25 protein-coding genes are annotated in these 19,473 nt (G+C 43.1%); 3 read left to right on the forward strand and 22 right to left on the reverse strand.

Features of this window, described 5'->3' with window-relative positions; all coding sequences use genetic code 11:
* Window positions 1-33 precede the first annotated feature (33 nt).
* The 5 genes from ACK8P5_RS16440 to ACK8P5_RS16460 form a co-directional block, all read right to left on the reverse strand.
* On the reverse strand, window positions 34-1,038 hold the full coding sequence (locus ACK8P5_RS16440) for a beta-ketoacyl-ACP synthase III (RefSeq protein ID WP_422657338.1): 1,005 nt from the start codon (window positions 1,036-1,038) through the stop codon (window positions 34-36).
* A complete protein-coding gene (gene plsX / locus ACK8P5_RS16445; RefSeq protein WP_422657339.1) occupies window positions 1,035-2,021 on the reverse strand; it encodes a phosphate acyltransferase PlsX in 987 nt (328 codons plus the stop codon). The genes ACK8P5_RS16440 and plsX overlap by 4 nt, the downstream gene beginning before the upstream one ends.
* A 35-nt stretch (window positions 2,022-2,056) precedes the next feature.
* A complete protein-coding gene (gene fapR / locus ACK8P5_RS16450; RefSeq protein ID WP_422657340.1) occupies window positions 2,057-2,656 on the reverse strand; it encodes a transcription factor FapR in 600 nt (199 codons plus the stop codon).
* Window positions 2,657-2,802: 146 nt separating this feature from the next.
* A complete protein-coding gene (rpmF, locus tag ACK8P5_RS16455) occupies window positions 2,803-2,976 on the reverse strand; it encodes a 50S ribosomal protein L32 (RefSeq protein ID WP_006211382.1) in 174 nt (57 codons plus the stop codon).
* A 52-nt stretch (window positions 2,977-3,028) separates the two neighbouring features.
* Window positions 3,029-3,538: a YceD family protein gene (locus tag ACK8P5_RS16460; RefSeq protein ID WP_422657341.1), complete on the reverse strand. Its 510-nt coding sequence runs from the start codon at window positions 3,536-3,538 to the stop codon at window positions 3,029-3,031.
* Between the two features lie 183 nt (window positions 3,539-3,721).
* On the opposite strand from ACK8P5_RS16460, the gene ACK8P5_RS16465 reads away from it, so the two are divergent.
* The gene (locus tag ACK8P5_RS16465) at window positions 3,722-4,957 is read left to right on the forward strand and encodes a nucleotidyltransferase (RefSeq protein ID WP_422657342.1); all 1,236 of its coding nucleotides are present in this window, start codon (window positions 3,722-3,724) and stop codon (window positions 4,955-4,957) included.
* On the opposite strand, the gene ACK8P5_RS16470 is transcribed toward ACK8P5_RS16465, so the two are convergent.
* A complete protein-coding gene (locus tag ACK8P5_RS16470) occupies window positions 4,947-5,987 on the reverse strand; it encodes a SepM family pheromone-processing serine protease (protein WP_422657343.1) in 1,041 nt (346 codons plus the stop codon). The two genes, ACK8P5_RS16465 and ACK8P5_RS16470, sit on opposite strands and share 11 nt — an antisense overlap.
* A 117-nt stretch (window positions 5,988-6,104) precedes the next feature.
* On the opposite strand from ACK8P5_RS16470, the gene ACK8P5_RS16475 reads away from it, so the two are divergent.
* On the forward strand, window positions 6,105-7,334 hold the full coding sequence (locus tag ACK8P5_RS16475) for a nucleoside recognition domain-containing protein (protein WP_422657344.1): 1,230 nt from the start codon (window positions 6,105-6,107) through the stop codon (window positions 7,332-7,334).
* On the opposite strand, the gene coaD is transcribed toward ACK8P5_RS16475, so the two are convergent.
* From coaD to ACK8P5_RS16515, 8 genes are all read right to left on the reverse strand, one after another.
* A complete protein-coding gene (gene coaD / locus ACK8P5_RS16480) occupies window positions 7,312-7,827 on the reverse strand; it encodes a pantetheine-phosphate adenylyltransferase (RefSeq protein WP_422657345.1) in 516 nt (171 codons plus the stop codon). The genes ACK8P5_RS16475 and coaD overlap by 23 nt on opposite strands.
* A complete protein-coding gene (gene rsmD / locus ACK8P5_RS16485; protein ID WP_422657346.1) occupies window positions 7,817-8,425 on the reverse strand; it encodes a 16S rRNA (guanine(966)-N(2))-methyltransferase RsmD in 609 nt (202 codons plus the stop codon). The genes coaD and rsmD overlap by 11 nt, the downstream gene beginning before the upstream one ends.
* A 167-nt stretch (window positions 8,426-8,592) precedes the next feature.
* Window positions 8,593-8,721, reverse strand: coding sequence for a hypothetical protein (locus ACK8P5_RS16490; protein ID WP_422657347.1), 129 nt, complete (start codon window positions 8,719-8,721; stop codon window positions 8,593-8,595).
* Window positions 8,722-8,867: 146 nt separating this feature from the next.
* The gene (locus ACK8P5_RS16495; RefSeq protein ID WP_422657348.1) at window positions 8,868-9,224 is read right to left on the reverse strand and encodes a helix-turn-helix domain-containing protein; all 357 of its coding nucleotides are present in this window, start codon (window positions 9,222-9,224) and stop codon (window positions 8,868-8,870) included.
* A 25-nt stretch (window positions 9,225-9,249) separates the two neighbouring features.
* Window positions 9,250-9,453, reverse strand: coding sequence for a hypothetical protein (locus ACK8P5_RS16500; protein WP_422657349.1), 204 nt, complete (start codon window positions 9,451-9,453; stop codon window positions 9,250-9,252).
* Window positions 9,454-9,677: 224 nt separating this feature from the next.
* Window positions 9,678-10,268, reverse strand: a complete 591-nt coding sequence (locus tag ACK8P5_RS16505; RefSeq protein WP_422661500.1) for a replication-relaxation family protein — start codon at window positions 10,266-10,268, stop codon at window positions 9,678-9,680.
* The gene (locus ACK8P5_RS16510; protein ID WP_422657350.1) at window positions 10,216-11,379 is read right to left on the reverse strand and encodes an FtsK/SpoIIIE domain-containing protein; all 1,164 of its coding nucleotides are present in this window, start codon (window positions 11,377-11,379) and stop codon (window positions 10,216-10,218) included. Before ACK8P5_RS16510 ends, ACK8P5_RS16505 begins: the two co-directional genes overlap by 53 nt.
* A gap of 256 nt (window positions 11,380-11,635) precedes the next feature.
* Complete coding sequence (locus ACK8P5_RS16515) at window positions 11,636-11,821, reverse strand: hypothetical protein (protein ID WP_422657351.1); 186 nt, start codon at window positions 11,819-11,821, stop codon at window positions 11,636-11,638.
* Window positions 11,822-11,941: 120 nt separating this feature from the next.
* Between ACK8P5_RS16515 and ACK8P5_RS16520 the strand changes: the two genes are divergently transcribed.
* On the forward strand, window positions 11,942-12,199 hold the full coding sequence (locus tag ACK8P5_RS16520) for a helix-turn-helix domain-containing protein (RefSeq protein ID WP_422657352.1): 258 nt from the start codon (window positions 11,942-11,944) through the stop codon (window positions 12,197-12,199).
* Window positions 12,200-12,218: 19 nt separating this feature from the next.
* On the opposite strand, the gene ACK8P5_RS16525 is transcribed toward ACK8P5_RS16520, so the two are convergent.
* The 8 genes from ACK8P5_RS16525 to ACK8P5_RS16560 all read right to left on the reverse strand — a co-directional run bounded on the left by ACK8P5_RS16525 (window position 12,219) and on the right by ACK8P5_RS16560 (window position 19,362).
* On the reverse strand, window positions 12,219-12,422 hold the full coding sequence (locus ACK8P5_RS16525) for a hypothetical protein (protein ID WP_422657353.1): 204 nt from the start codon (window positions 12,420-12,422) through the stop codon (window positions 12,219-12,221).
* Between the two features lie 77 nt (window positions 12,423-12,499).
* Window positions 12,500-13,204 (reverse strand): acetylglutamate semialdehyde dehydrogenase, encoded by a 705-nt coding sequence (locus ACK8P5_RS16530; protein ID WP_422657354.1) that lies wholly within the window; start codon window positions 13,202-13,204, stop codon window positions 12,500-12,502.
* Between the two features lie 261 nt (window positions 13,205-13,465).
* Window positions 13,466-14,632, reverse strand: a complete 1,167-nt coding sequence (locus tag ACK8P5_RS16535; RefSeq protein WP_422657355.1) for a hypothetical protein — start codon at window positions 14,630-14,632, stop codon at window positions 13,466-13,468.
* Between the two features lie 228 nt (window positions 14,633-14,860).
* Entirely contained in the window at window positions 14,861-15,193 is a 333-nt protein-coding gene (locus tag ACK8P5_RS16540) for a hypothetical protein (protein ID WP_422657356.1), read from the reverse strand.
* Window positions 15,194-15,205: 12 nt separating this feature from the next.
* Entirely contained in the window at window positions 15,206-17,242 is a 2,037-nt protein-coding gene (locus ACK8P5_RS16545) for a hypothetical protein (RefSeq protein WP_422657357.1), read from the reverse strand.
* Window positions 17,243-17,515: 273 nt separating this feature from the next.
* Window positions 17,516-18,343 carry a phage tail tape measure protein gene (locus tag ACK8P5_RS16550; RefSeq protein ID WP_422657358.1) on the reverse strand — a complete coding sequence of 276 codons (828 nt, stop codon included), beginning with the start codon at window positions 18,341-18,343 and terminating at the stop codon, window positions 17,516-17,518.
* 42 nt (window positions 18,344-18,385) lie between these two features.
* Window positions 18,386-18,625 carry a hypothetical protein gene (locus ACK8P5_RS16555; protein ID WP_422657359.1) on the reverse strand — a complete coding sequence of 80 codons (240 nt, stop codon included), beginning with the start codon at window positions 18,623-18,625 and terminating at the stop codon, window positions 18,386-18,388.
* 308 nt (window positions 18,626-18,933) lie between these two features.
* Entirely contained in the window at window positions 18,934-19,362 is a 429-nt protein-coding gene (locus ACK8P5_RS16560; protein ID WP_422657360.1) for a hypothetical protein, read from the reverse strand.
* Between the last annotated feature and the right edge of the window lie 111 nt (window positions 19,363-19,473).

Consider the following 19,473-nt stretch of genomic DNA (forward strand, 5'->3'; position numbering starts at 1 on the left):
GTATCGCTCCTCCCAGCTAGATTACCAATTTCACTACCATTTGAGAACGGATGCGCCCCAAGTCAAACCGCCACCAAACCCAACCATAACAACCGTATCGCCTTCCTTCACTCGGCCTTCTTCAACCGCTTCAACCAGCGCAAGAGGAACGGATGCTGCGGAAGTATTAGCATACTTATCCACGTTAACAACGACTCGCTCAGCTGGTAGATTTAAACGCTCCATAGCGGATTGAATAATGCGAACATTTGCCTGATGCGGAATGAAAATATCGATATCTTCTTTCGTTATGCCAGCTTTAGTCAATACCGTCTCTGTTGCAGAGCTCATAACCCGAACAGCAAATTTAAACACTTCTCGTCCATTCATATAGATGTAATGCTTCTTCGCTTCCAAGGTTTCAGCAGATGCTGGTAGACGCGATCCACCTGCTTCAAGATACAAGTGAGCCCCACCTGCGCCCTCAGCCCCGAGATCGAAAGCTTGAAAGCCTCTTCCTTCCGGTACTTCGCCAAGCACAACAGCGCCTGCTCCGTCACCAAACAAGACACAGGTATTACGGTCTGTGTAATCCGTAATTCTGGACAGCGTGTCAGCACCTATGACAAGCGCATTATTATACATTCCCGTCTGTAAGAAGTTGGTCGCTGTCGCAAGCCCATAGACGAATCCCGAGCAAGCAGCAGACAGATCAAACGCTGCAGCTTTTTTTGCGCCAAGACGATCTTGCAATATACAAGCCGTTGAAGGGAAGGACATGTCTGGTGTTATCGTCGCTACGATGATCAGATCCAGCTCCTGAGCTGTAATACCCGCTGATTCAAGTGCTTTCACGGCAGCCTCGTAGGCCAAGTCAGATGTAGCTTGTTCAGGAGAGGCGATATGCCGTTCCTTTATTCCAGTACGAGATACAATCCATTCATCGCTCGTTTCTACGATTTTTTCCAGGTCACTATTCGTCAATATTTTCTCAGGTACATACTTACCTGTCCCAATAATTCCTACTGATCTTAAATTGTTGTTCATGTTCTCACTCATTTCCCGCTGATTTCGTTTGAAATACTTTCTACCAAACGATTTTGCATGGCTACTCGGGCCTGACGAACAGCGTTCTTAATCGCATTGCCGTCGGATGAGCCATGGCTCTTAACTACCAGACCACTTAATCCGAGGAGAGGTGCCCCTCCATGCTCTTTGTAATCCATAACAGATTTCAGGCTTCTTAACTGTGGCATCATCATCGCTGCCGCCATTTTTGTCTTTAGGTTTTGCCCGAACTGTTCTTTCAACAGTGAGAACAGTGCTCCCGCTGTTCCTTCAATGGATTTCAACAATATATTACCAGCAAATCCGTCGCATACCAGCACATCACACACACCATTCATCACATCACGCGCCTCAACATTACCTACAAAATGGATCGGCAACTGTTCAAGCAAGGGATACGCATGCTTTGTCAATTCATTTCCTTTACCTGGTTCGGTGCCGACATTTAGCAGTCCGATTCGCGGCTTGGCTATGCCATGTACCTTTTCACGGTACAAGCTTCCCATCAAAGCATACTGCTGAAGATGCTCAGGCTTGGAATCCATGTTCGCACCCAAATCAAGTGCCAGCATTCCTTTCCCATCCAAGGTAGGGATCATTGGAGCTAGCGCAGGACGCTCTATGCCTTGCATTCTGCCTACCACAAGCAATCCAGTAGTCATAAGAGCGCCTGTGTTCCCTGCGGAAATCATCGCATCTGCTTCACCCTCACGGATCATTCTTCCTGCGACCACCATGGATGCATCCTTCTTGCGTCGTACTGCTCTTACAGGCTCGTCTTCTGCATCAATGACTTCACTAGCATGGCGTAGTATCAGATTAGATGGTGTTTCCTTAAGAAGGGGCTGCAGTAGAGCCTGATCACCCACAAGAATAATTTCGGTATCTTTCCATTCTTGCGCTGCGGCTATTGCACCCTCCACATTACTCTTAGGAGCGTTATCGCCACCCATAGCATCTATAGCAATTCTCATGTTGAATCCTCCTTTTACCCAAGGCTCTGTTACTGTTATTCCCCTGTAGATCGGTATACGATAAAGTTCCCCTGGAATACCATTTCATCGCCCACATATGTGAACACTTCAACTTTAGCTTTGCCCTTCTGGCCAGTATTTGAACGCACATAAGCTTTTGCAATACATTTCTCTCCCAGACGAACCTGACGAATAAATCGGATATCTGCGGAAGAAGTCAGTGCAATCTCATCGTTAATTACCGCGACAGCTAAAGAATTCGCCTGTGCGAAAACATAATGTCCGCGAGCTATCAGCGTTTTGCTAAATACATGTTCTTCTCGAATTTCAAAAATCGATATCCCACTCTTGTCCAGCTGTAGATCTACCACATCACCGACAACTTCATCTAGGGACAGTGAGCGGACCTGATCATAGGAATGCTCCGCCATCTGCTTCATCCGTTCCCGTAGCTCCGGGATGCCGAGTTCCATTCGATCAAGACGAACGGTCTGTATGCTCACTTTGAGTTGGCGTGTTAGCTCTCGGTCCGTGACAAAAGGGTTCTCATCAATCAGCTGGATCAGCCGCTGGTGCCGGTCTTTTTTGGATAGACGTTCGATGACGGTGCAACTCCTTCTGCCTCCATTTGGCATGAATCTTTTTAATCTATGTAAAAGTTAATCCTTATATTAGAACCTGGTACTAATGTGTAGTATAAATCATGTGACTGCAAAAAGAAAGAGGCATTCAGACAAAAAAAATAGCACCTCACCAAAGATGAAGTACTACTTATTAAAAACTATTGTTTGATAATCTCTCTTGCTTTGTACGTTCCGCACACTTTACATACGCGGTGAGCTAGTTTCAATTCTCCGCACTGTTCGCATTTCACCATGCCTGGCACAGCCAACTTAAAGTGAGTACGACGCTTGTCACGACGTGTTTTGGACGTTCTACGTTGAGGTACTGCCATGTTCCCACCTCCTTATCAGTTAACCCGCTTTCACGGGATGTCATATCCATCATCATTTAAAGAAGTCTTTCAGCCCAGCTAATCTCGGGTCGATCACTTCCGTGTCGCAATTGCAGGAGCCTTCGTTCAGGTCTTTACCGCAATTTGGGCAAAGTCCTTTACAATCTTCACTGCACACCGGGGCAAGTGGTAAGTAGAGTACAAATGCTTCTTCCACATACTCAGCAAGATCCACACTCTCGCCTTTCACGTATGTAATGTCTTCTTTGTCATCCTGATGCTTGTCAGGATCCTCTACCGGCTGGAACACTTCATGAAAAGGGATGTCCAGTTGTTCAGTAACCGGTTTAAGACAGCGCGAGCATGTAATCTCAAGCTGACCTTTCAACCGACCATGAACGTCTACCGCGCCAGTGACGGATAGAATTGCTGTTAAATCCACTTCAAGCGGACTTACAGAAACAATTTCCTTCCGACCTTTTACTGCTTGGCTAACATCCACGGTTTGATGGAACTGTAACGGTTGATCGCTGGTTGTCAATTTTCGAAATTGAATAATCATATCCATCACTCCAAGCAAACAAAGATTATTATACCGATTTAAAGAGTCTTTTGTCAACAGCCTATCATTCATTTTTCTATACTGGACTTGTTATAGTATAGCACCGACCACCCTGTACTACTTCAATTATTCTTGCAGAATTGTCAAGGAATTATGATATATTTTTAGCAAGGAGTTGGTTTTGTGAAAACAGTAGGAATTATAGTGGAATATAACCCCCTGCACAATGGTCATGTGCTTCATTATACAAGATCCAAGGAAATAACAAATGCCGATGCAGTCGTAGCTATCATGAGTGGTCCTTTTTTGCAACGTGGTGAACCCGCTCTGGTTAGTAAACGTGCACGTACAGAGATGGCGCTACATATGGGCGTGGACCTGGTTATCGAGCTGCCAACAGCCTACGCTGTACAGCCCGCTGAGTGGTTCGCCTATGGGGCGGTTGCTCTTCTGAATGGGACTGGCGTAGTAGACTGTCTCTCTTTTGGCTCGGAAAGCGGATCGCTAGAGGATCTCTTCCCTCTGGCCGAGGCTCTCTCTGAGGAGAGTGGACAACTTCGTAATGAAATCACCAAGCACATGTCTTCCGGAAGCAACTTCCCATCTGCTTATGCGATTGCGGCTGCAAATGTAACAGGCTCATCCCAGCGTTCAATCAACGAACTAACACAGATGTTGGCAAAACCTAATAACTCACTTGGGCTACATTACTTGATTGCACTCAGGCGCCTCCAAAGCCGCATTACTGCCCATACAATAACACGGGAAAGCGCTAACTATCACGACTTAGTCCCCACAGACAAGACCATTGCCAGTGCAACTTCGATACGTAAGCTCATTCTCGAAGAAGGGCTTGAGACCATTTCATCATATGTCCCAAACTACACACTAGATATTCTCTATAGAGAATTTACTAATGGTCTCGGTCCCATGGACTGGGAGAGATTCCGTCAGCCAATGTTCCAGACATTGCTAACCCAGGAGCCAGAAGAACTAGAATCATATCATGAGGTTACAGAAGGGCTTGAACACCGAATCCAGAAAGTGTTGCCACAACTTGGCGAGCCAACGATAGACGCACTCCTTAGTGCTCTAAAAACCAAGAGATACACGCGAACCAAACTCCAACGTATGCTGCTGCATATTTTGCTTAATCATAACAAAGCAGAAATGAGCCGAACTAAGCTTACGGAAGGTCCCGGATATATCCGTGTGCTCGGTTTTAGCGATAAAGGCAGAGTGCTACTTAAGCAAATGAAAAAGACGGCCTCACTTCCAGTAGTCATGAGACCGTCCACCTTCTCGCACCCCTATTTAAATATGGATCTGCAAGCTTCTGCCGCTTATGCAAGCGCATATCCGAATCCTACAGTATCCAGCATGTTCAGCGACTATCTTGCGCCTCCAGTTATCCTTTAGGGGCAAGATCATTCATATAATCGATTGCGTCCTGCAATTTGTCAACTGGAATTAACTTCATGCTGGTACCGATGCGGTCAGCTTTTGCCTTGGCTTCATCGTAGTTCTTTCGTGGAACGAAGAACAGCTCTGCCCCTTCGCGGTCGGCTGCCACAATCTTGTGCTTCACGCCCCCGATCGGACCCACTGTGCCTTCTTTAACGATGGTTCCGGTTCCAGCTACACGGTAACCTTTACTAAGGTCTCCTGGTGTGAGTTGATTATAGATTTCCATCGTAAACATCAAACCCGCTGAAGGACCACCAATCTTCGTGTCAGCGAAGGTCACACGGTCATCTGGGTTGCTCGGCTCTATATCCTGCATGGTCGCGATGATGACACCTAGACCTGGTCGTTCTGACCCGGTCTTTTCATCTTTGATGGGTACGAGTGGCACCGTTCCAGTAACCACCTTATCACCACGAGATAGTTTCACTTCGATCCTGTCTCCGATCTCTTTGCTCGATAACTTCTCAGCTAACTTCGTATTATCTGAAGTTGGTTCTCCATCGACAGAAATCAGCTTATCACCAGGATGGAAAAACTCTTTGTTCGCAGAATCTTTTGGCACCGAGATAACAAACATATATGCAGGAACGATTTTATACTCTACATTCGCTGCATGGTAGGCCGCCTCCATGGCTAAAGACTGAGAAGAATTCATGTAGTAGACCTGAGTAGCTGCATACTCTTCCTTACTTTGGTTGCCCATCTTCTCTTCCTTTTGCACCACTTCCGCATCCGAATTAAACACAGACATCATCAGTAATGCCATATTGGCATAACTTGCTGATACAGTCGTCAGCATAAAAGTCCCTTCTTCAGTCGGATCACCTTGCTCAACAGATATCATCGGTTTGACATCCTCAGCACTACCGGGTTGATAGATCAAATAAGGTGTGGGCATATACACAACTACATAGAGCAATATTCCAATGAGCAAAAGATATAAAAGTACTCTTAATCCATTTGGTTTAACGGTTCTTTTCACGGTTTTCCCTTCCCTCTGGAATGTCTCTTGCCACTCCCCCTCAGACCTCGTTTGGTCTGACGGTTGTCTCCTCTGCATAAATTGGTACTAGCCATGTTCTCGGAGAGGAGATTCCTTATGAATAAAGCTCACATCTTCAAACGAATTTTTAGCCTCTGGTCCACAATTCTTCTAGGAGCAGCTGCTATTTTGCTTGTTTTCGCAGTCGTTAGTTCACCTGAAACCGCTTTTCAATCTTCTCTTCAAGCTTTAAAGCTATGGTGGAATATTGTTTTCCCAGCGCTTCTCCCTTTTCTTGTACTAGTAGAGATAATTAACGCTTATGGGTGGGCTCAAGGCATCGGGGTCCTTATGGAACCATTGATGCGCAAGGTATTTAGACTTCCTGGCAAAGGTGGTTCTGTTCTAATTACCGGCATGATCGCTGGCTTTCCGGCTGGAGCACAAGTCTCAGCTACGATGGTGGAACAAGGGGAGCTAGACGCTAAGGATGCTGGTAAACTTGCAGCACTTTCCCATTTCTGCAATCCCATGACCATTCTCATTGTTATTGGTAGCGGACTACTTCATCAACCTGCAGCAGGTTATTTTCTACTCGCGATCCATTGGATCTCAGGACTTCTCGCGGCTTGGACTTACTCCGCAAGACGCGTAACTCTGACACGAAAAATGTCTTTACAGTCTGAGTATGCTACCAAGCACAAAAAACAGAACAAAAACGCCTCATTACTACTTCAAGCTGCAAGAGCAGCTTCCGAGGCCAGAACGCGTGATGGGCGAAGCTTCGGAAAACTTCTCGGCGAATCCGTGTCACGTTCAGTCCATACCCTTATGATGACGGGTGGATTCATTATGATATTTTCAGTGATCGTGAACGCCATATCCAGCTATGTGTTACCAAATGTTCCTTCATATGCCACAGCTAGCTTGTTTGAATTCCATCTTGGAGCCCAAAGAATTAGTGAAGGTTCGTTCGTGTCTCCTACCATGCAGTTAGCTATTCTATCAGCGGTTTTAGCATGGAGTGGCGTCAGCGCACATCTTCAAACCCTTTCCGGAATGAAAACGAATAGTGGGTTAAAATGGACTGTTTTCGCCTTCAAACGACTTGTCCATGCCGCATATGCCTTCGGTCTTACCCTTGTGTTGTGGGAACCTGCTTCTTCAATCACTTCGTCAGTACTTCCCGCGTTTGGATATGTTCCACAGGACACGTTACAGAATGAACATTCATTTAGTCTATGGAGTGAGTTCTACAAGCTTTTTCAGTGGCAAATTGTAACGGCCATCGTGCTTATCGGATTATTCTTGACCATGTCACGGTTTATAGGCCGGCTTTCTCGTTGAACTTTTTGCGAAGTGCAGCATCAACCTCCGGACTAACTAGATCGGTTGTATCTCCATTGAAGTGAGCGATCTCTTTCACAAGACTTGAGCTAAGATAGGAATATTTCGGGTTGGTCATCATAAAGATCGTTTCCGCATCTGGGTTCAGCTTGTGATTCGTTGATGCCATCGTCAATTCATATTCGAAATCTGTAACGGACCGAATGCCGCGCACAATCACTTGAGCTTCTTTTTCCCGTACATAATTCGCAAGTAAATCCCGGAAACCATCCACCTCTATATTGGGCAAATGTGATGTGACCTTCCGGAGAAGATCTTTCCGTTCTTCTAAGCTAAAAAGCGGGTTCTTACTTAAGTTATTGAGCACTGCTACGATCAAGAGATCAAACTGTTTCGAAGCTCTAGTGATGATATCCATGTGCCCCATCGTTACAGGATCAAAGCTGCCGGGATATACCGCTACACGATATGTACTTTTTTGCTCAGTTCTCATGGATGACGTCCTCCTCGCCGGCTTGTCCGGGCTGTTCTTTTTCAATTGGATTATATTCAAATATAGATACAGCGGTCTCACCGTATTTGGCTGTACGCAAATGAAGGAACCCACTAATCTCCTCAGGATATGTGTAGTTAGATTCGTATTCCAGCACTAATAAGGCTCCTGCGCTTAGCAGCCCCCGCGTTGCCATCTCTGTCATCAGCGCATCGCCATTCTTCATACGGTAGGGGGGATCCAAGAAAACGAGGTCAAAAATATACTTCCTCTTTTCCAACGCTTTTATCGCCCTTCCCGCTTCGTTGCGGTATATTTCGGCATTTGATTCAAAACCTGTCGATTTCAAATTAGCTTTGACGGTTTCGATACTTTTCGACTCCATGTCAATAAACACAGCACGCTCCATACCACGACTTAGCGCCTCGATTCCTAATCCACCCGTTCCGGCGAACAAATCCAGGGCATCTCCTCCATCAAAATACGGACCAATCATGCTGAAAATTGCTTCTTTCACTTTATCCGTCGTTGGACGGGTACCCATACCAGGCACACTTTTCAGAGGCCGGCCTTTGGCACTTCCTGCTACTACTCTCACAACCACTATCACCCGTTCTATATCTAAATATGGAATGCCAACAGAACATTACGGCTGTCATCCCTTTAATGGGAAGGCGTCTTTTCTTAGTATGGCATTTTATGAGGTTATCGTAACACAATCACCCCGCATATGAAAAATGATTCATACGCAGGCCCATTGTTTTTTCAAAGAACAGGTATATTTCGGCGTGTAAGGGGCATCCTTGAACTATCGACATCAATGTATGTCGTAGACAACCGCGGAGAAGACTTACGTTTCCCCATAAGCTCTTCGTCCGGTTTCTCCTCTCCCATGAAGGAACCTCCTCGGAGGTTCCTGAACACAAACCCTTTAGAATCAAGCTTTTTCTAGAGGTTTTGTGTTCTTTTTTTATGTCGAATTCATTATTTGGGTACCATTTGGGTACCTAATCACTGACTCTTGTCTCTAAAGTGCTTATCTACTCTTTTCCTTCTCTCCCTTCCAACCAGTTAATAAATGATTGTTTTGGAATTAAAATTTTCCTTCCAATGGTTATATGATGAAATTGATTGGATTTCACCAAATTATAGGCCTGATTCAGTCCCACTTTTAAAATCCTCTGAACATCCTTTGGTGTTAATACCTCAGGTATGTCTTTCCAAGTATCTTGAACTACTAGTGATTTATTAGTAACTATCTTAGAACCATGAACTTCTTCTTTTTTCTCCAGTAACTTGATTTCATCTAATATCATATCGAATTCTCGATTAATGTATCGCTGTAGATCAGTAAGTCTCTTCTTCAGATATTCAATTTGTTGCTGTCCATTGTTCATACGATCTCTTGTCTCCTATATATAATCACCCTTTATCCTCCTTTTCATCGATAACCGGTTGGTCAAACTTCACATGCTTTCTAATTGCATCTTTGAGGTCAATTGTAAGACTTACTCCGTGCTTGGTCAGCAGTCTCTGTAGCTCTGGATAGATAATACCGTAGACGGCCTCTACTAGATCACCCTCGGAATGGACTGCCGTATACTCCCGAGACTTTTTTTCCTTCATAATCTTATCCCCTACTATTCTTCAGCTTGTAGATACTTCTTAACATGAACTGTATTTGCAAACTTAATTCAAAGAAAATATAAAATAAAGCTCCCATTTCACGAAGATTGAAACGGAAGCGAAAGTGAAAGTGATTTTAAAAATTAATATCTAGGGGTAGACCGGGCATTCGCCTACCCGCGATCGGTTTTATGCTGGCTGAGGACCCGTGGCTTAACCGCCATTTATCTAAGATCACTAAATGTTATTACCTCTGTCTTTAAATCCCCAGAGGCTGCTATTAACTTAGCTTTCCTGTATTCAGATATGGTCACATAGAGCACATTCGGAAAATCACCGTACTTCGCTTGCCATTTACCTGTATCTCGCAGTGATCGGTACGAAGCCAGTTTCTCCCCGTTCGTCTTCATACTCTGCGTAAGATCAATCTCCACAAATGTATATTCCATTCCTTTGCGATAGATCGCATCCGCTATGAGCTCATTACCTTCCCATTTCACGCTATATTCGGGTTTCCACATATCAGGTTCTCTTGCGATAAATACCTCATTCCTCATTATAGTGTGTTGCACCAGCTGGGTACGCCGCCTGATCTTCTGGCTTCCGATCTCTCGCCTTCCTCTGGCGGAAAGGTAGTAAACTGCCTCTCCTTCCCGAAATGATGAAAGTAACTCTCCCATATCAGTTAAGATTCTGTTTGTATTACGGCGACCCCCGAGCTTGTGTAAGCGTTGGATTTGTGATGTTGTAAGGAATCCATGACTATCCAAGCTCGATAAAATCTCTGTCCATCGGGTCAGTTTGGCTTGAACCATGTTCACGCTGTCCTTCCTCCTTCGTATTGGCTTCACGCTTTGGTAAACTCGAAATAATTGACTTAGCCTCGCGTACTGAAAGAAATGGAGCTTGTAACGTTTCATCTCTGGCCGTTTGAAATATTAGTCTTCCAGGTACATCCGGTAGCCGAGCTGCTCCATCATGATCCAAAACGATACGGGATTGAACTGAATCACGCGTTCTAAAACATATCGATGCGGCTATATTCGTCTTGATTAAGCCATCAATAACATCCGCGCTCGGTCTCTGGGTGCAAAGCAACAGCAGCACACCAGCTGCACGCCCCTTTGCAGATATCCTGGTGAGGATAGATTTGATCTCATGCTTTAACTTAGCGTCGGGATCTCCTGCTCTAGTCTTGAGATCCGCAAGTTCATCCATGACAAATATTACTTTGCGGCCTTCCCAAGACTGTGAACCATTAGAAAACATCACGGAATATCTCCGGTTCATTTCTGCTTCTACACATGTAGCTGCATCACGGCATTGCATGAGATTGATCGCAAGCCCGTTCACACATGCAAGAGTCCGGAAGATGCCGAGTTCCACTCCGCCCTTGAGATCGCAGAGCCACAGTTCAGGGGACGGACCAGAAACCAGCTGAGTCAGAATCGCTCTGAGAATTACAGATTTACCTCCACCAGAAATGCCTCCGATCAGCAAATGGGGGAATGGACCCTCAAAATCATAGTGCCTATCTTCACCCCGATTGTTTACGCCAATAAAGACCTTATACCCTCGGCCGCTGTAGTAAGGTACAATTGTCGGGATTGGTCGCTTGATAATATCGATAATTAGACCATCCTCATATCGCATCTCCATATTGTCCGGATTTACCCGGAGAGCCTCAGCAATAGCCCGCTGCTGATCCATAACTTTTGCAGACGAAAGTCCTATAGGAATTCCAACAAGGAGACGCGTTCCCCAAGGATTTTCATATGTAGCATTTACAATCGGAAGGGCATCTCCGGAGGACAGGTTGAGCGTTTTGCACGCCGAGATGAAGGAGTTACTTAAAGAAAATTGAGAAGAAGGAATTAATAATGAAATACACCCACAAATCAAACCAAATCCAATAGACCCCAACATGATAACGACCTCCTTTCAAAACTAGAGGTTATTTCACTTCATTGGAACATTCGTGTACAAGCATAAATACAGCTACAGTAGTAATCGAATCGAGATAGTGTTTGTTCTAGGGAGGAATACCAACTGGAATAGTAGTTCGATGATAATACATAAACAAGTCCTTACGTTTTCGGAATAACAAAAGGAATAAGAGCTGGTATAAATGTAGATGGGATAGGGATTGGGTCTCACGAGGGGATTCCCCCTCGACCCCACGTTAATTCAAGAGCTCGATCATGCCGGCGATCCATTGCCAAGATACTGCAACACCTGCCCCAAGCAAAAAGAATCGTCCAAACCTCTTAGCAGCCAATGCCGACGTAACGTTCCCCTCATTTAGTAGGCTTAATTCAAGCAATCCAGCAGAAATTGTAATAGCTACTATAACCCCATACGTTATCAATGTTCGTTCCTCCCTTCGGAATATTCCGCGGAGTATTCGTGCGGTATGGTGAAGTGTATGGGCTATCGCTTGTCTAGTATTCGCAAAAAATTGTGAAAGGTTCGTATATTTTCGCTAATCATGGACAACATGAGTAGTAAGGAGATGATTTATATGTGGGGATTAGGTAAGAAAAGAAGTCCTTTAGGAAAATGGATTGATCGATCAGGGTATAATCAGGAGGACTTGGTTAAAACGTCAGGAGTAAGCCGTAATACAATAAGTAAAGCGTGCTCTGATCAAGAGTATATTCCATCGACGATCATAATGAAGAAAATATTAAAGGCCCTTCGGGAAGTTGATTCCTCCGTCCGGGCCGATCAATTTTGGGATATTTAGAAGAAGAAGGTGGTTAAGTTTAATGTCTATCTTTTTTCATCTGTAATAACCTGCTAACATGTTTTATATCTTCGACCGGAACCCAAATAACACCATTGTTTCTACGTAACTTGACTCGATCAGAGCAATTCTCAGGAATTCCTTGAAGCACTTCTCCGTCTAAAAGTCTTATCGTTACAGAATGAATATTTTTAATAGCAGCATTTAATTCTTTACTCCACATTTTAGGCCATAGAACTCCCTTCATTTTGAGCTTTTATTGCGTAAGAAGAGATTAAAAAAGCCGCCTTATGACGACTTTTATGATTCTGTATCTTCACCTGTTGTAATAGCTGGATGTTTTTCAGCCAGAAACTTCTCAAAGTTTGTTTGTAATCGAAGTGCCTTCATTTTCGCATCAATTAACTCCAATAAACTCGCACCCTGATCAATTTTTTTAAAATCTTTAATGTTGATATCGATTATATAAGTACGATCCTCCAGTTTCTCTTTAAGCAAGAATACCTTCCTCGTTAACCCTGAAGCAGAATTCCAACTACTCCCGGCTAGACCATAATACGAAAAAAGAAAACCTATCTTTGACTGATTGGAAGCCAGCAAAGTATATAACTTCCCTACCCAAGTTACCCCAATTTTCTTATTGTAATTTTTACACTCAGAAAGAAAAATATCCCCAGGAAGAGTGATGAATTCTTTCATTTTTTTCCCAATATGATTTAATTCCATAAGTTGATCGATCTCATTGGTAGTATTTCTTATATTATCAAACACATTAAAAACACTTGATTTTTTCACTAAAAAAGACACCAAACCTTCCAATGCCTTTCCCTTTTCTTCGGTGGATGCATTTACAGATCCTTCATGTAGCTTTATTAAGTGGTCAAGAAGTTCTTTATATTGATGTTTGTCTTCTTCATCTAGTCGAGTAATTTCTCTAAACCTATCTTTTTCATCTTCATATTGACTCAACAGATATTGCTTAGTGGTAAGACCAATATTATTCATCTAGATATCACCTTATATATTACTATGCTGTCCTTAATAGGATCCAATTCATTAAGACATTCTTCACACTCCACATATGCCGGAAGATTATTAATTGTTTCAAACCCGATACCAGTAAATTTTCTACAAGAACTACAATAGATTTCGTAATGAGTTCTTATTATGCCAAGTTTTTTAATGACTTCCAATATATTATAGACCTCATTCATTGGAATATTAAGGTGTCTTATTAAAACGCCAGGATAAATGTATTCATCTCTATTATACGACCCTATTATCGAGAGCAAGTTCTCTAACTGATTCGGACTTAGATTCTGAGATTTGATTAAGTTCCTCTTGATTTTCAATAATATACTTGGTGACATCATTCATCTTCTCCATATCAGATTGTCGACCATAATATTGTAATATGGTGTAGTCATCATCTGTAGCACCGAATTTGAATTTCACTTTAGTTTTGTCACTTTTCCACACTAAAGTTACCCAAGGTAAGTCCGATAGGGTTTCAGTTTCAGTGATAAATGTTTCAATTAACTTTTTAATTTCGGGGCTTTTATCAAATGTATCTTGGTTAACCTTTATCAATTCTTTTAACTCACCAAGTAACGGAAGAACATAATTTTCATTTATTCCATTTTCAAGCACAGCTTTGCTACCATTCTTGAAGCACATCGATTGAGCATCTACAACAACTTCATTTTGTTTATGAGTTTTAATATACTCAATTATTGGCGGGAAATTAATTTTTCTAAAGTTACATTTGAGGTTTTCCTCAAACCAATCTAAAACCAAATTAATTTGTTCTTCATAAAAAAGCTCACTTTGTCGAAACATTGGACGAGTGCTGTCTAATCGAATTTCAAGAACATTCATTTTTTTGAAATAGACACCTATTATTGGATATTTGATCTGCTTTTTTACTCCTGATCCAGGGATAAAGCCAGTAAGCACTTTACTAAACTTAAACATCATAACATTCCCAATAAAATAGTTTGTTGGCTTGGTAACTCTATGATCACCACTTGAAATGTCATGATATTGCTCAGAATCAAAAAAATCTATAACTTCCTCTCGTTCTTGTAAGCTGTTAATAAGATCTACATCAATATTGTCGACATAAAATACAGCGGAATATTTGTAGGATTTATGAAATTCATTTCTTTCAAAATACTTTATAGCTTCCTCTTCATTCTCAATAGCCATAGAAATTTGGTCTAGGGTTTCTTCCACTTCTGACAAATCAAGAATATTGCTATTCTGTGGAGTCTTTGCTCTTTTCTTTAAAAGAAGAACCGCTCTTTTTTCCATACTCTTTAGTAAATTTTCTTGTAAGTACTTGGGATAACCTTCTGATATTGTTGATGTTAATAGCTCTTTGTAAAAGGCATCCGGCTGATCCATCGTCTCTGTTTTAATAATATCCGTCATAAAGACCACCTGTTTTATTATTTTGGGTATATCTTCCTAGAATAATAACACAGATCACAAAAAATGGAATCATCTTCCTCGAATAGCTTTATAAATTAAAATCGCCTTCAACGACTATTACGAAAAATATGCCTCGTTCGTTTTTTGCTTCCGATAATCGGAACATCAATTTCGAGGTTTCATAAAAAAACACCGTCCAAATAGGGAACGGTGTACTTGTTTCTCCAGCTACTGGAGGATAATATTGAGGATTTTGCTGCATGCACTATCCCGTATTTTTGCAAAAGTCAAAGGACTAACGGGAGGATCCATCTTTTCGCTGTACACAGTCTGATCGGTAATGTAATCATGCTCAACAGTCATGTATCTCTCTTCAATTACTACTTTCTCTCTACCCGGCAGCTGAGATACTAAATTCTCGATGTGCTCACAGTACTGAATAAATTCTTCAGATTTCGAAGGGTCGTCGGATCCTAAACATAAGAACTTGTATAGACGGTACTTCTCGAATATTCTTGCTATTGTCTTTTTGTTGGATTTGAAATCATGTACAGAACTCAATGAACGAACCTCCTACCGTGACAAACTCACTCTTTGTCTCTGCCTTTGCATCTCATTGAACATTTGTGTAAATTCCTTCAAGGACATTTTTAGGCCTGCTACGACCTGTTTGGAAACATCGCTACCACCACCTGATACTTGCACTGTGGGATTAAAATGAATCACTGTACTTTCACCTGATGATCCAGAATCTACTCCAAGCAGTCGCCCAGTAAGAGCGTGGAGATCTCTGGAGCGTTGGTCTTTCCGAAGTGGGATTGCCATCTCAGGACCTGCCTCGCCAAAGATAGAAGGTTGATCAGCATAACCACCATCAGCGAATGCTTGCATGGTCTGTTTACCGCCAATTCTCGGAGGTTCTCCATATTGTTTCCACTGAACACCGATGGTTACCATTTTCTCTATTGGAACTTCAAGATCGCGTGTTGCTTGGTTTAATTCCTGCATTTTCTCTTTGGCAGAATCAATTGACTTCCTAACTTTCTCATCAAATGTTCCATACTTGGAGATCGCTTCTTCGATCGGCATTCCCAAGTCTAGTTCAATCATCGCAACCTGTTTATCATAAAGATCTTGGAAACTATCCTTCGCACTGGCGAGATCCTTTTCAGTATTATTAAAGTTCAGTAAATTCTTCTCAAATGCTTTCTTGAGATCATCAGTGGCACCTTCAAGATTAGCCCAATTGTCTTTATAATACTGGCCTGTCGCTTCTCTAATCTCATTGGCCAGATCTTGAAGTTCTTTTTCTTTCTGGATCTCATTTGGGGCAGTTGCGATTATTTTCTGTTTTCTATTCAGGAATTCTTGATACTGAACATATGATTTACGAGCATCTTCGTAAGCTTGTTCGTATTCACCTAGATTTGAAGTCAGCTCGTCATATTCCTCTTTAAGCTGTGGGAGTTGGGACTTCTTATCAAGAATCTCTGCATCGATCTTTCGCTTTTCCATTTCGAGCTCAGTGGTGTTTAGTTTGTCTGCCAACCCAAGAAGTTCACGATAATTCTCTTTTTTAGCATCCCCCGCCTTGAGGATTTCAGGGTTTAACTCGATGAGCTGTTCTTCCACAATCTTTTGTTTCCTGAGCGCCTCGGCTAACTCAGCAGCTGGGGTTGCGCTATCGTCAATTTTTTTGGCAAGTCTGTCGTATTCACGAGTAAGGTTGCGGGTACGCTTCGTTCTATGCTCGATATCTTCATAGTTATCAAAAACACCATCGAGAGCATCACCCATGTTAAGGAGTTCTTGGCGAGCCTTTTCCTGATGGTTTTTGTAGGCAATTATTCCTGCAGTCAGTACCCCAACAGCCCCAACAGCTAACCCAACCGGGTTGGTCAGTAAACCAGCCATACGACCGAACTTGCTAACGCCCTCTGTTGTGTCAAATACAGCCTTGCCCACTTTACCGAAGTCCTTGGCGATCCCGACTGTATTTTTAGCAAGCAACGCAGCTGGAACCGCAAGACCAATAGCTTTAATTACATCTTTATTGTCTTTGGCCCATGCAGTTATATCCTTGAGTGTAGGCACTAATTCCTCACCGATTGGAATAATTACTTCATCCATTAATTCTCGGCCCAGCACCTTGAGTTCCTGTGTGAGATTGTCGTACTTAACGGCAGCCATGTCTTCCATCGTTTCCTTAGTCATGTCAAACTGACTTTGAGTTGATCCGAGAGCAGCTACAACTTCTTTCTCCAGGTCTTCCCACTGAGTACCAAAGAGCTCGACACCAAGAATGTTACGATAAACTGTGTCATCAATGCTGTTAAGCTCAGTGATGACCTGTTGCATAACATCCTTACCTTTGACCGCACCAGTACTTAACTGATCTAGGATACCGTAGCCATCTCCCATAATTCCGGAGAGTGCTTTGAAAGTATCCTCAGCCCTTTTACCGCCTTTTTGAAGGTTCTTTACCATCTCCTTAGCTGTATCAGCAGAAACATACTTAAGTAACTCAATGTATTGGGCTGACTTGGCTCCACCTTTGGTAAGTGCAGCTGTAAACTCTTCGATCCCATCAGGGGCAAATAAAGCGGCCATAGCATCAGCAGTCTTTTCACTACCATCTTGGAGACGGATATTAAACTCTTTCGCAAGGTCACCGACTTTATCACATTGTGTTCAGCAAGGATCGCTACACCTCGCCCGCCAGTTTTGGCAGCTACATGTTTCCATGCAGATCAGACTATATCAAGAACTCTTAACGAGTCCCCTCCCATTTCCACGCGCTTGCGTGTACTCGGTTTTTCACCGATAGTCGTTGCACGTTCCTGCTTTTAGCAGGCTTCGCTCATGATTTCCCTCGACTTTACGTTAGGGTTTCCCATGAATTAGAGAGGTTTCGATATGGTGTCGCCACCATAAAGCCCTAATAAAAAGGTTCCAGGCGCCAGCTTCTAATCCAGCATTAAAAATATCGAACATTTCATTCGCTGAGTATCCAAGAGCAGCAAATTGCGGAGCGTATTCGTTCGCTGAATCGAGCAATTCGCCAGACTTATCCAGCCCCCGCTGTGCCCCCTGAGCAAGCAGGTTCATGGATTCTTCAGAGCTGATGCCAAACTGCCGCATCATGGTGTCGGAAGCTTTCACAGATTCAGGAATATCAAAGCGGAATACATCCTGGAGCACGATCGCATTACGAGTGGTCTTCTCAAGTTCTTCACCTTCTTGTTTGGTGACGTTACGAGCAATAACAAGGGCGTCTGTGAGTTCGTTTACTCCTTCTCCAAGTCCTTTACCATATAAAGATCTAGAAATGTCTTGGAGTTGCTCTAACTCATCCGCAGTAGCTCCTGTGGCGGCTCCCAATTGGCCTGTTTGGGAATCGAGTTCGCCAACGGTACTAATCATGTTACTGATCGAATCAGTTGCCTTATCGATGATTGCATAAGCTCCTGTAAATTGCAGAGTCCGCTCGAAGACTTGACCAAAATCCCTAACATCTTCACGGAGCTCTTGAAAGGCGCCTCCGGCTTCTCCTGCATCTCGGGTTAGCCGATCAAATCCCTTCGCTTTCCTGATCATCCCCAGGTCTTTCTCAAGTCCTGTGAGATCTCCGCTAAGATCATCGAACGCCCTCTTTAGTCTGGGGTCAATTTCGCCGTTCAGTTCGAACTGCATCTGATATTTCTTTGACATGTTTTGCAGCCTCCTTTACTTTGAAATACTCTTTCACACTGTTCATCGATGACTTACGCCTGCAAGTGCAACCGATGCCTTCAAGACCTCTAAGGCAACATCAGACGCCGTTCGTCCGTCTCTAATTGCTTCGTTAACAAGTCCTGAACCTCCCGGAGATTTAGAAAGTGCAATAAGAGCTGTAACACGGTCGCGTTCATTCTGAATAGCCTCCTGAGCAACTTCCGCTACCACTTGTTTGTAAACTTCCGGGTATTTATTTATGAGTTCTTCTAATTTCATTGGATATTCATCCTTCCTTCGGTTCTTTTTATTAGCTCTTTAACTTTCGCTTTCACTTTCCTCAATTTGAAGATCCGACTTTCGCTTTTATGCCCGGTTATTAGGGGTATTTTTGGAATGACTTAATTTGAAGATATTTTTCAACTGTTTCTGTATCTAAAAGCGAAAGGGAAAGTGATTTTAAAAATTAATATCTAGGGGTAGACCGGGCATTCGCCTACCCGCGATCGGTTTTATGCTGGCTGAGGACCCGTAAATTCTGTGGGGTCGCTTCAACCGACCCCATGTTCCGTCGTACTAACAATCAGCTAACGTTTCTCGCAATTTGCGACAATCAATTCGTTGATATCGATAATTTTGAAGTAACTCAAATTGAATGCCAGACTATAAAACGCAGACCGCCTAATCTTTGCGTATGTGTCTCTGCTCATTGGCATAACGTCCGTATACATCCTTATATCAGTCACATGGTTGTCCTTCATGTAGCGTTCGGTGACCAAGAATTTCTCTTTGGCATAGATCTTATCGACTGCCCGTTCCACTTTCTCACAAAAGGACCGGCGTGCCTCAGGGTCAAAGACATTGCTATTGATCTCATCACAGACGCTTGATGCTATATTCGCTTCTGGTTCTTCAAACGTCGTTGACTTGAAGAATTGGTATTTCTTAAATACTTCCTCTATGACCACTTGAGTATTTTTATGATCTAACTCTACAAGTTCGTCCTTCACTGACATGGATTAAATTCCTCTCTGGATTTCAGATCCTATTTGGCACCTGTCTTCCCTGGAGTTCGAGTATGTCCTTTTTCCAGCTGAATGTGCCGGTGATCTGAATCCAGCCTTGTG

It is taken from the genome of Paenibacillus sp. EC2-1, from assembly GCF_049311625.1.
GTDB lineage: Bacteria > Bacillota > Bacilli > Paenibacillales > Paenibacillaceae > Paenibacillus_AQ.

Coding starts and splice junctions, on each gene's coding strand:
- ACK8P5_RS16440 (WP_422657338.1), bottom strand. CDS start 1,038: ATGAGTGAGAACATGAACAACAATTTAAGATCAGTAGGAATTATTGGG.
- plsX (WP_422657339.1), bottom strand. CDS start 2,021: ATGAGAATTGCTATAGATGCTATGGGTGGCGATAACGCTCCTAAGAGT.
- fapR (WP_422657340.1), bottom strand. CDS start 2,656: ATGCCAAATGGAGGCAGAAGGAGTTGCACCGTCATCGAACGTCTATCC.
- rpmF (WP_006211382.1), bottom strand. CDS start 2,976: ATGGCAGTACCTCAACGTAGAACGTCCAAAACACGTCGTGACAAGCGT.
- ACK8P5_RS16460 (WP_422657341.1), bottom strand. CDS start 3,538: ATGATTATTCAATTTCGAAAATTGACAACCAGCGATCAACCGTTACAG.
- ACK8P5_RS16475 (WP_422657344.1), top strand. CDS start 6,105: ATGAATAAAGCTCACATCTTCAAACGAATTTTTAGCCTCTGGTCCACA.
- coaD (WP_422657345.1), bottom strand. CDS start 7,827: ATGAGAACTGAGCAAAAAAGTACATATCGTGTAGCGGTATATCCCGGC.
- ACK8P5_RS16490 (WP_422657347.1), bottom strand. CDS start 8,721: ATGGGAGAGGAGAAACCGGACGAAGAGCTTATGGGGAAACGTAAGTCT.
- ACK8P5_RS16495 (WP_422657348.1), bottom strand. CDS start 9,224: ATGAACAATGGACAGCAACAAATTGAATATCTGAAGAAGAGACTTACT.
- ACK8P5_RS16500 (WP_422657349.1), bottom strand. CDS start 9,453: ATGAAGGAAAAAAAGTCTCGGGAGTATACGGCAGTCCATTCCGAGGGT.
- ACK8P5_RS16505 (WP_422661500.1), bottom strand. CDS start 10,268: ATGGTTCAAGCCAAACTGACCCGATGGACAGAGATTTTATCGAGCTTG.
- ACK8P5_RS16510 (WP_422657350.1), bottom strand. CDS start 11,379: ATGTTGGGGTCTATTGGATTTGGTTTGATTTGTGGGTGTATTTCATTA.
- ACK8P5_RS16520 (WP_422657352.1), top strand. CDS start 11,942: ATGGACAACATGAGTAGTAAGGAGATGATTTATATGTGGGGATTAGGT.
- ACK8P5_RS16525 (WP_422657353.1), bottom strand. CDS start 12,422: ATGTGGAGTAAAGAATTAAATGCTGCTATTAAAAATATTCATTCTGTA.
- ACK8P5_RS16530 (WP_422657354.1), bottom strand. CDS start 13,204: ATGAATAATATTGGTCTTACCACTAAGCAATATCTGTTGAGTCAATAT.
- ACK8P5_RS16535 (WP_422657355.1), bottom strand. CDS start 14,632: ATGACGGATATTATTAAAACAGAGACGATGGATCAGCCGGATGCCTTT.
- ACK8P5_RS16545 (WP_422657357.1), bottom strand. CDS start 17,242: ATGGCCGCTTTATTTGCCCCTGATGGGATCGAAGAGTTTACAGCTGCA.
- ACK8P5_RS16550 (WP_422657358.1), bottom strand. CDS start 18,343: ATGTCAAAGAAATATCAGATGCAGTTCGAACTGAACGGCGAAATTGAC.
- ACK8P5_RS16555 (WP_422657359.1), bottom strand. CDS start 18,625: ATGAAATTAGAAGAACTCATAAATAAATACCCGGAAGTTTACAAACAA.
- ACK8P5_RS16560 (WP_422657360.1), bottom strand. CDS start 19,362: ATGTCAGTGAAGGACGAACTTGTAGAGTTAGATCATAAAAATACTCAA.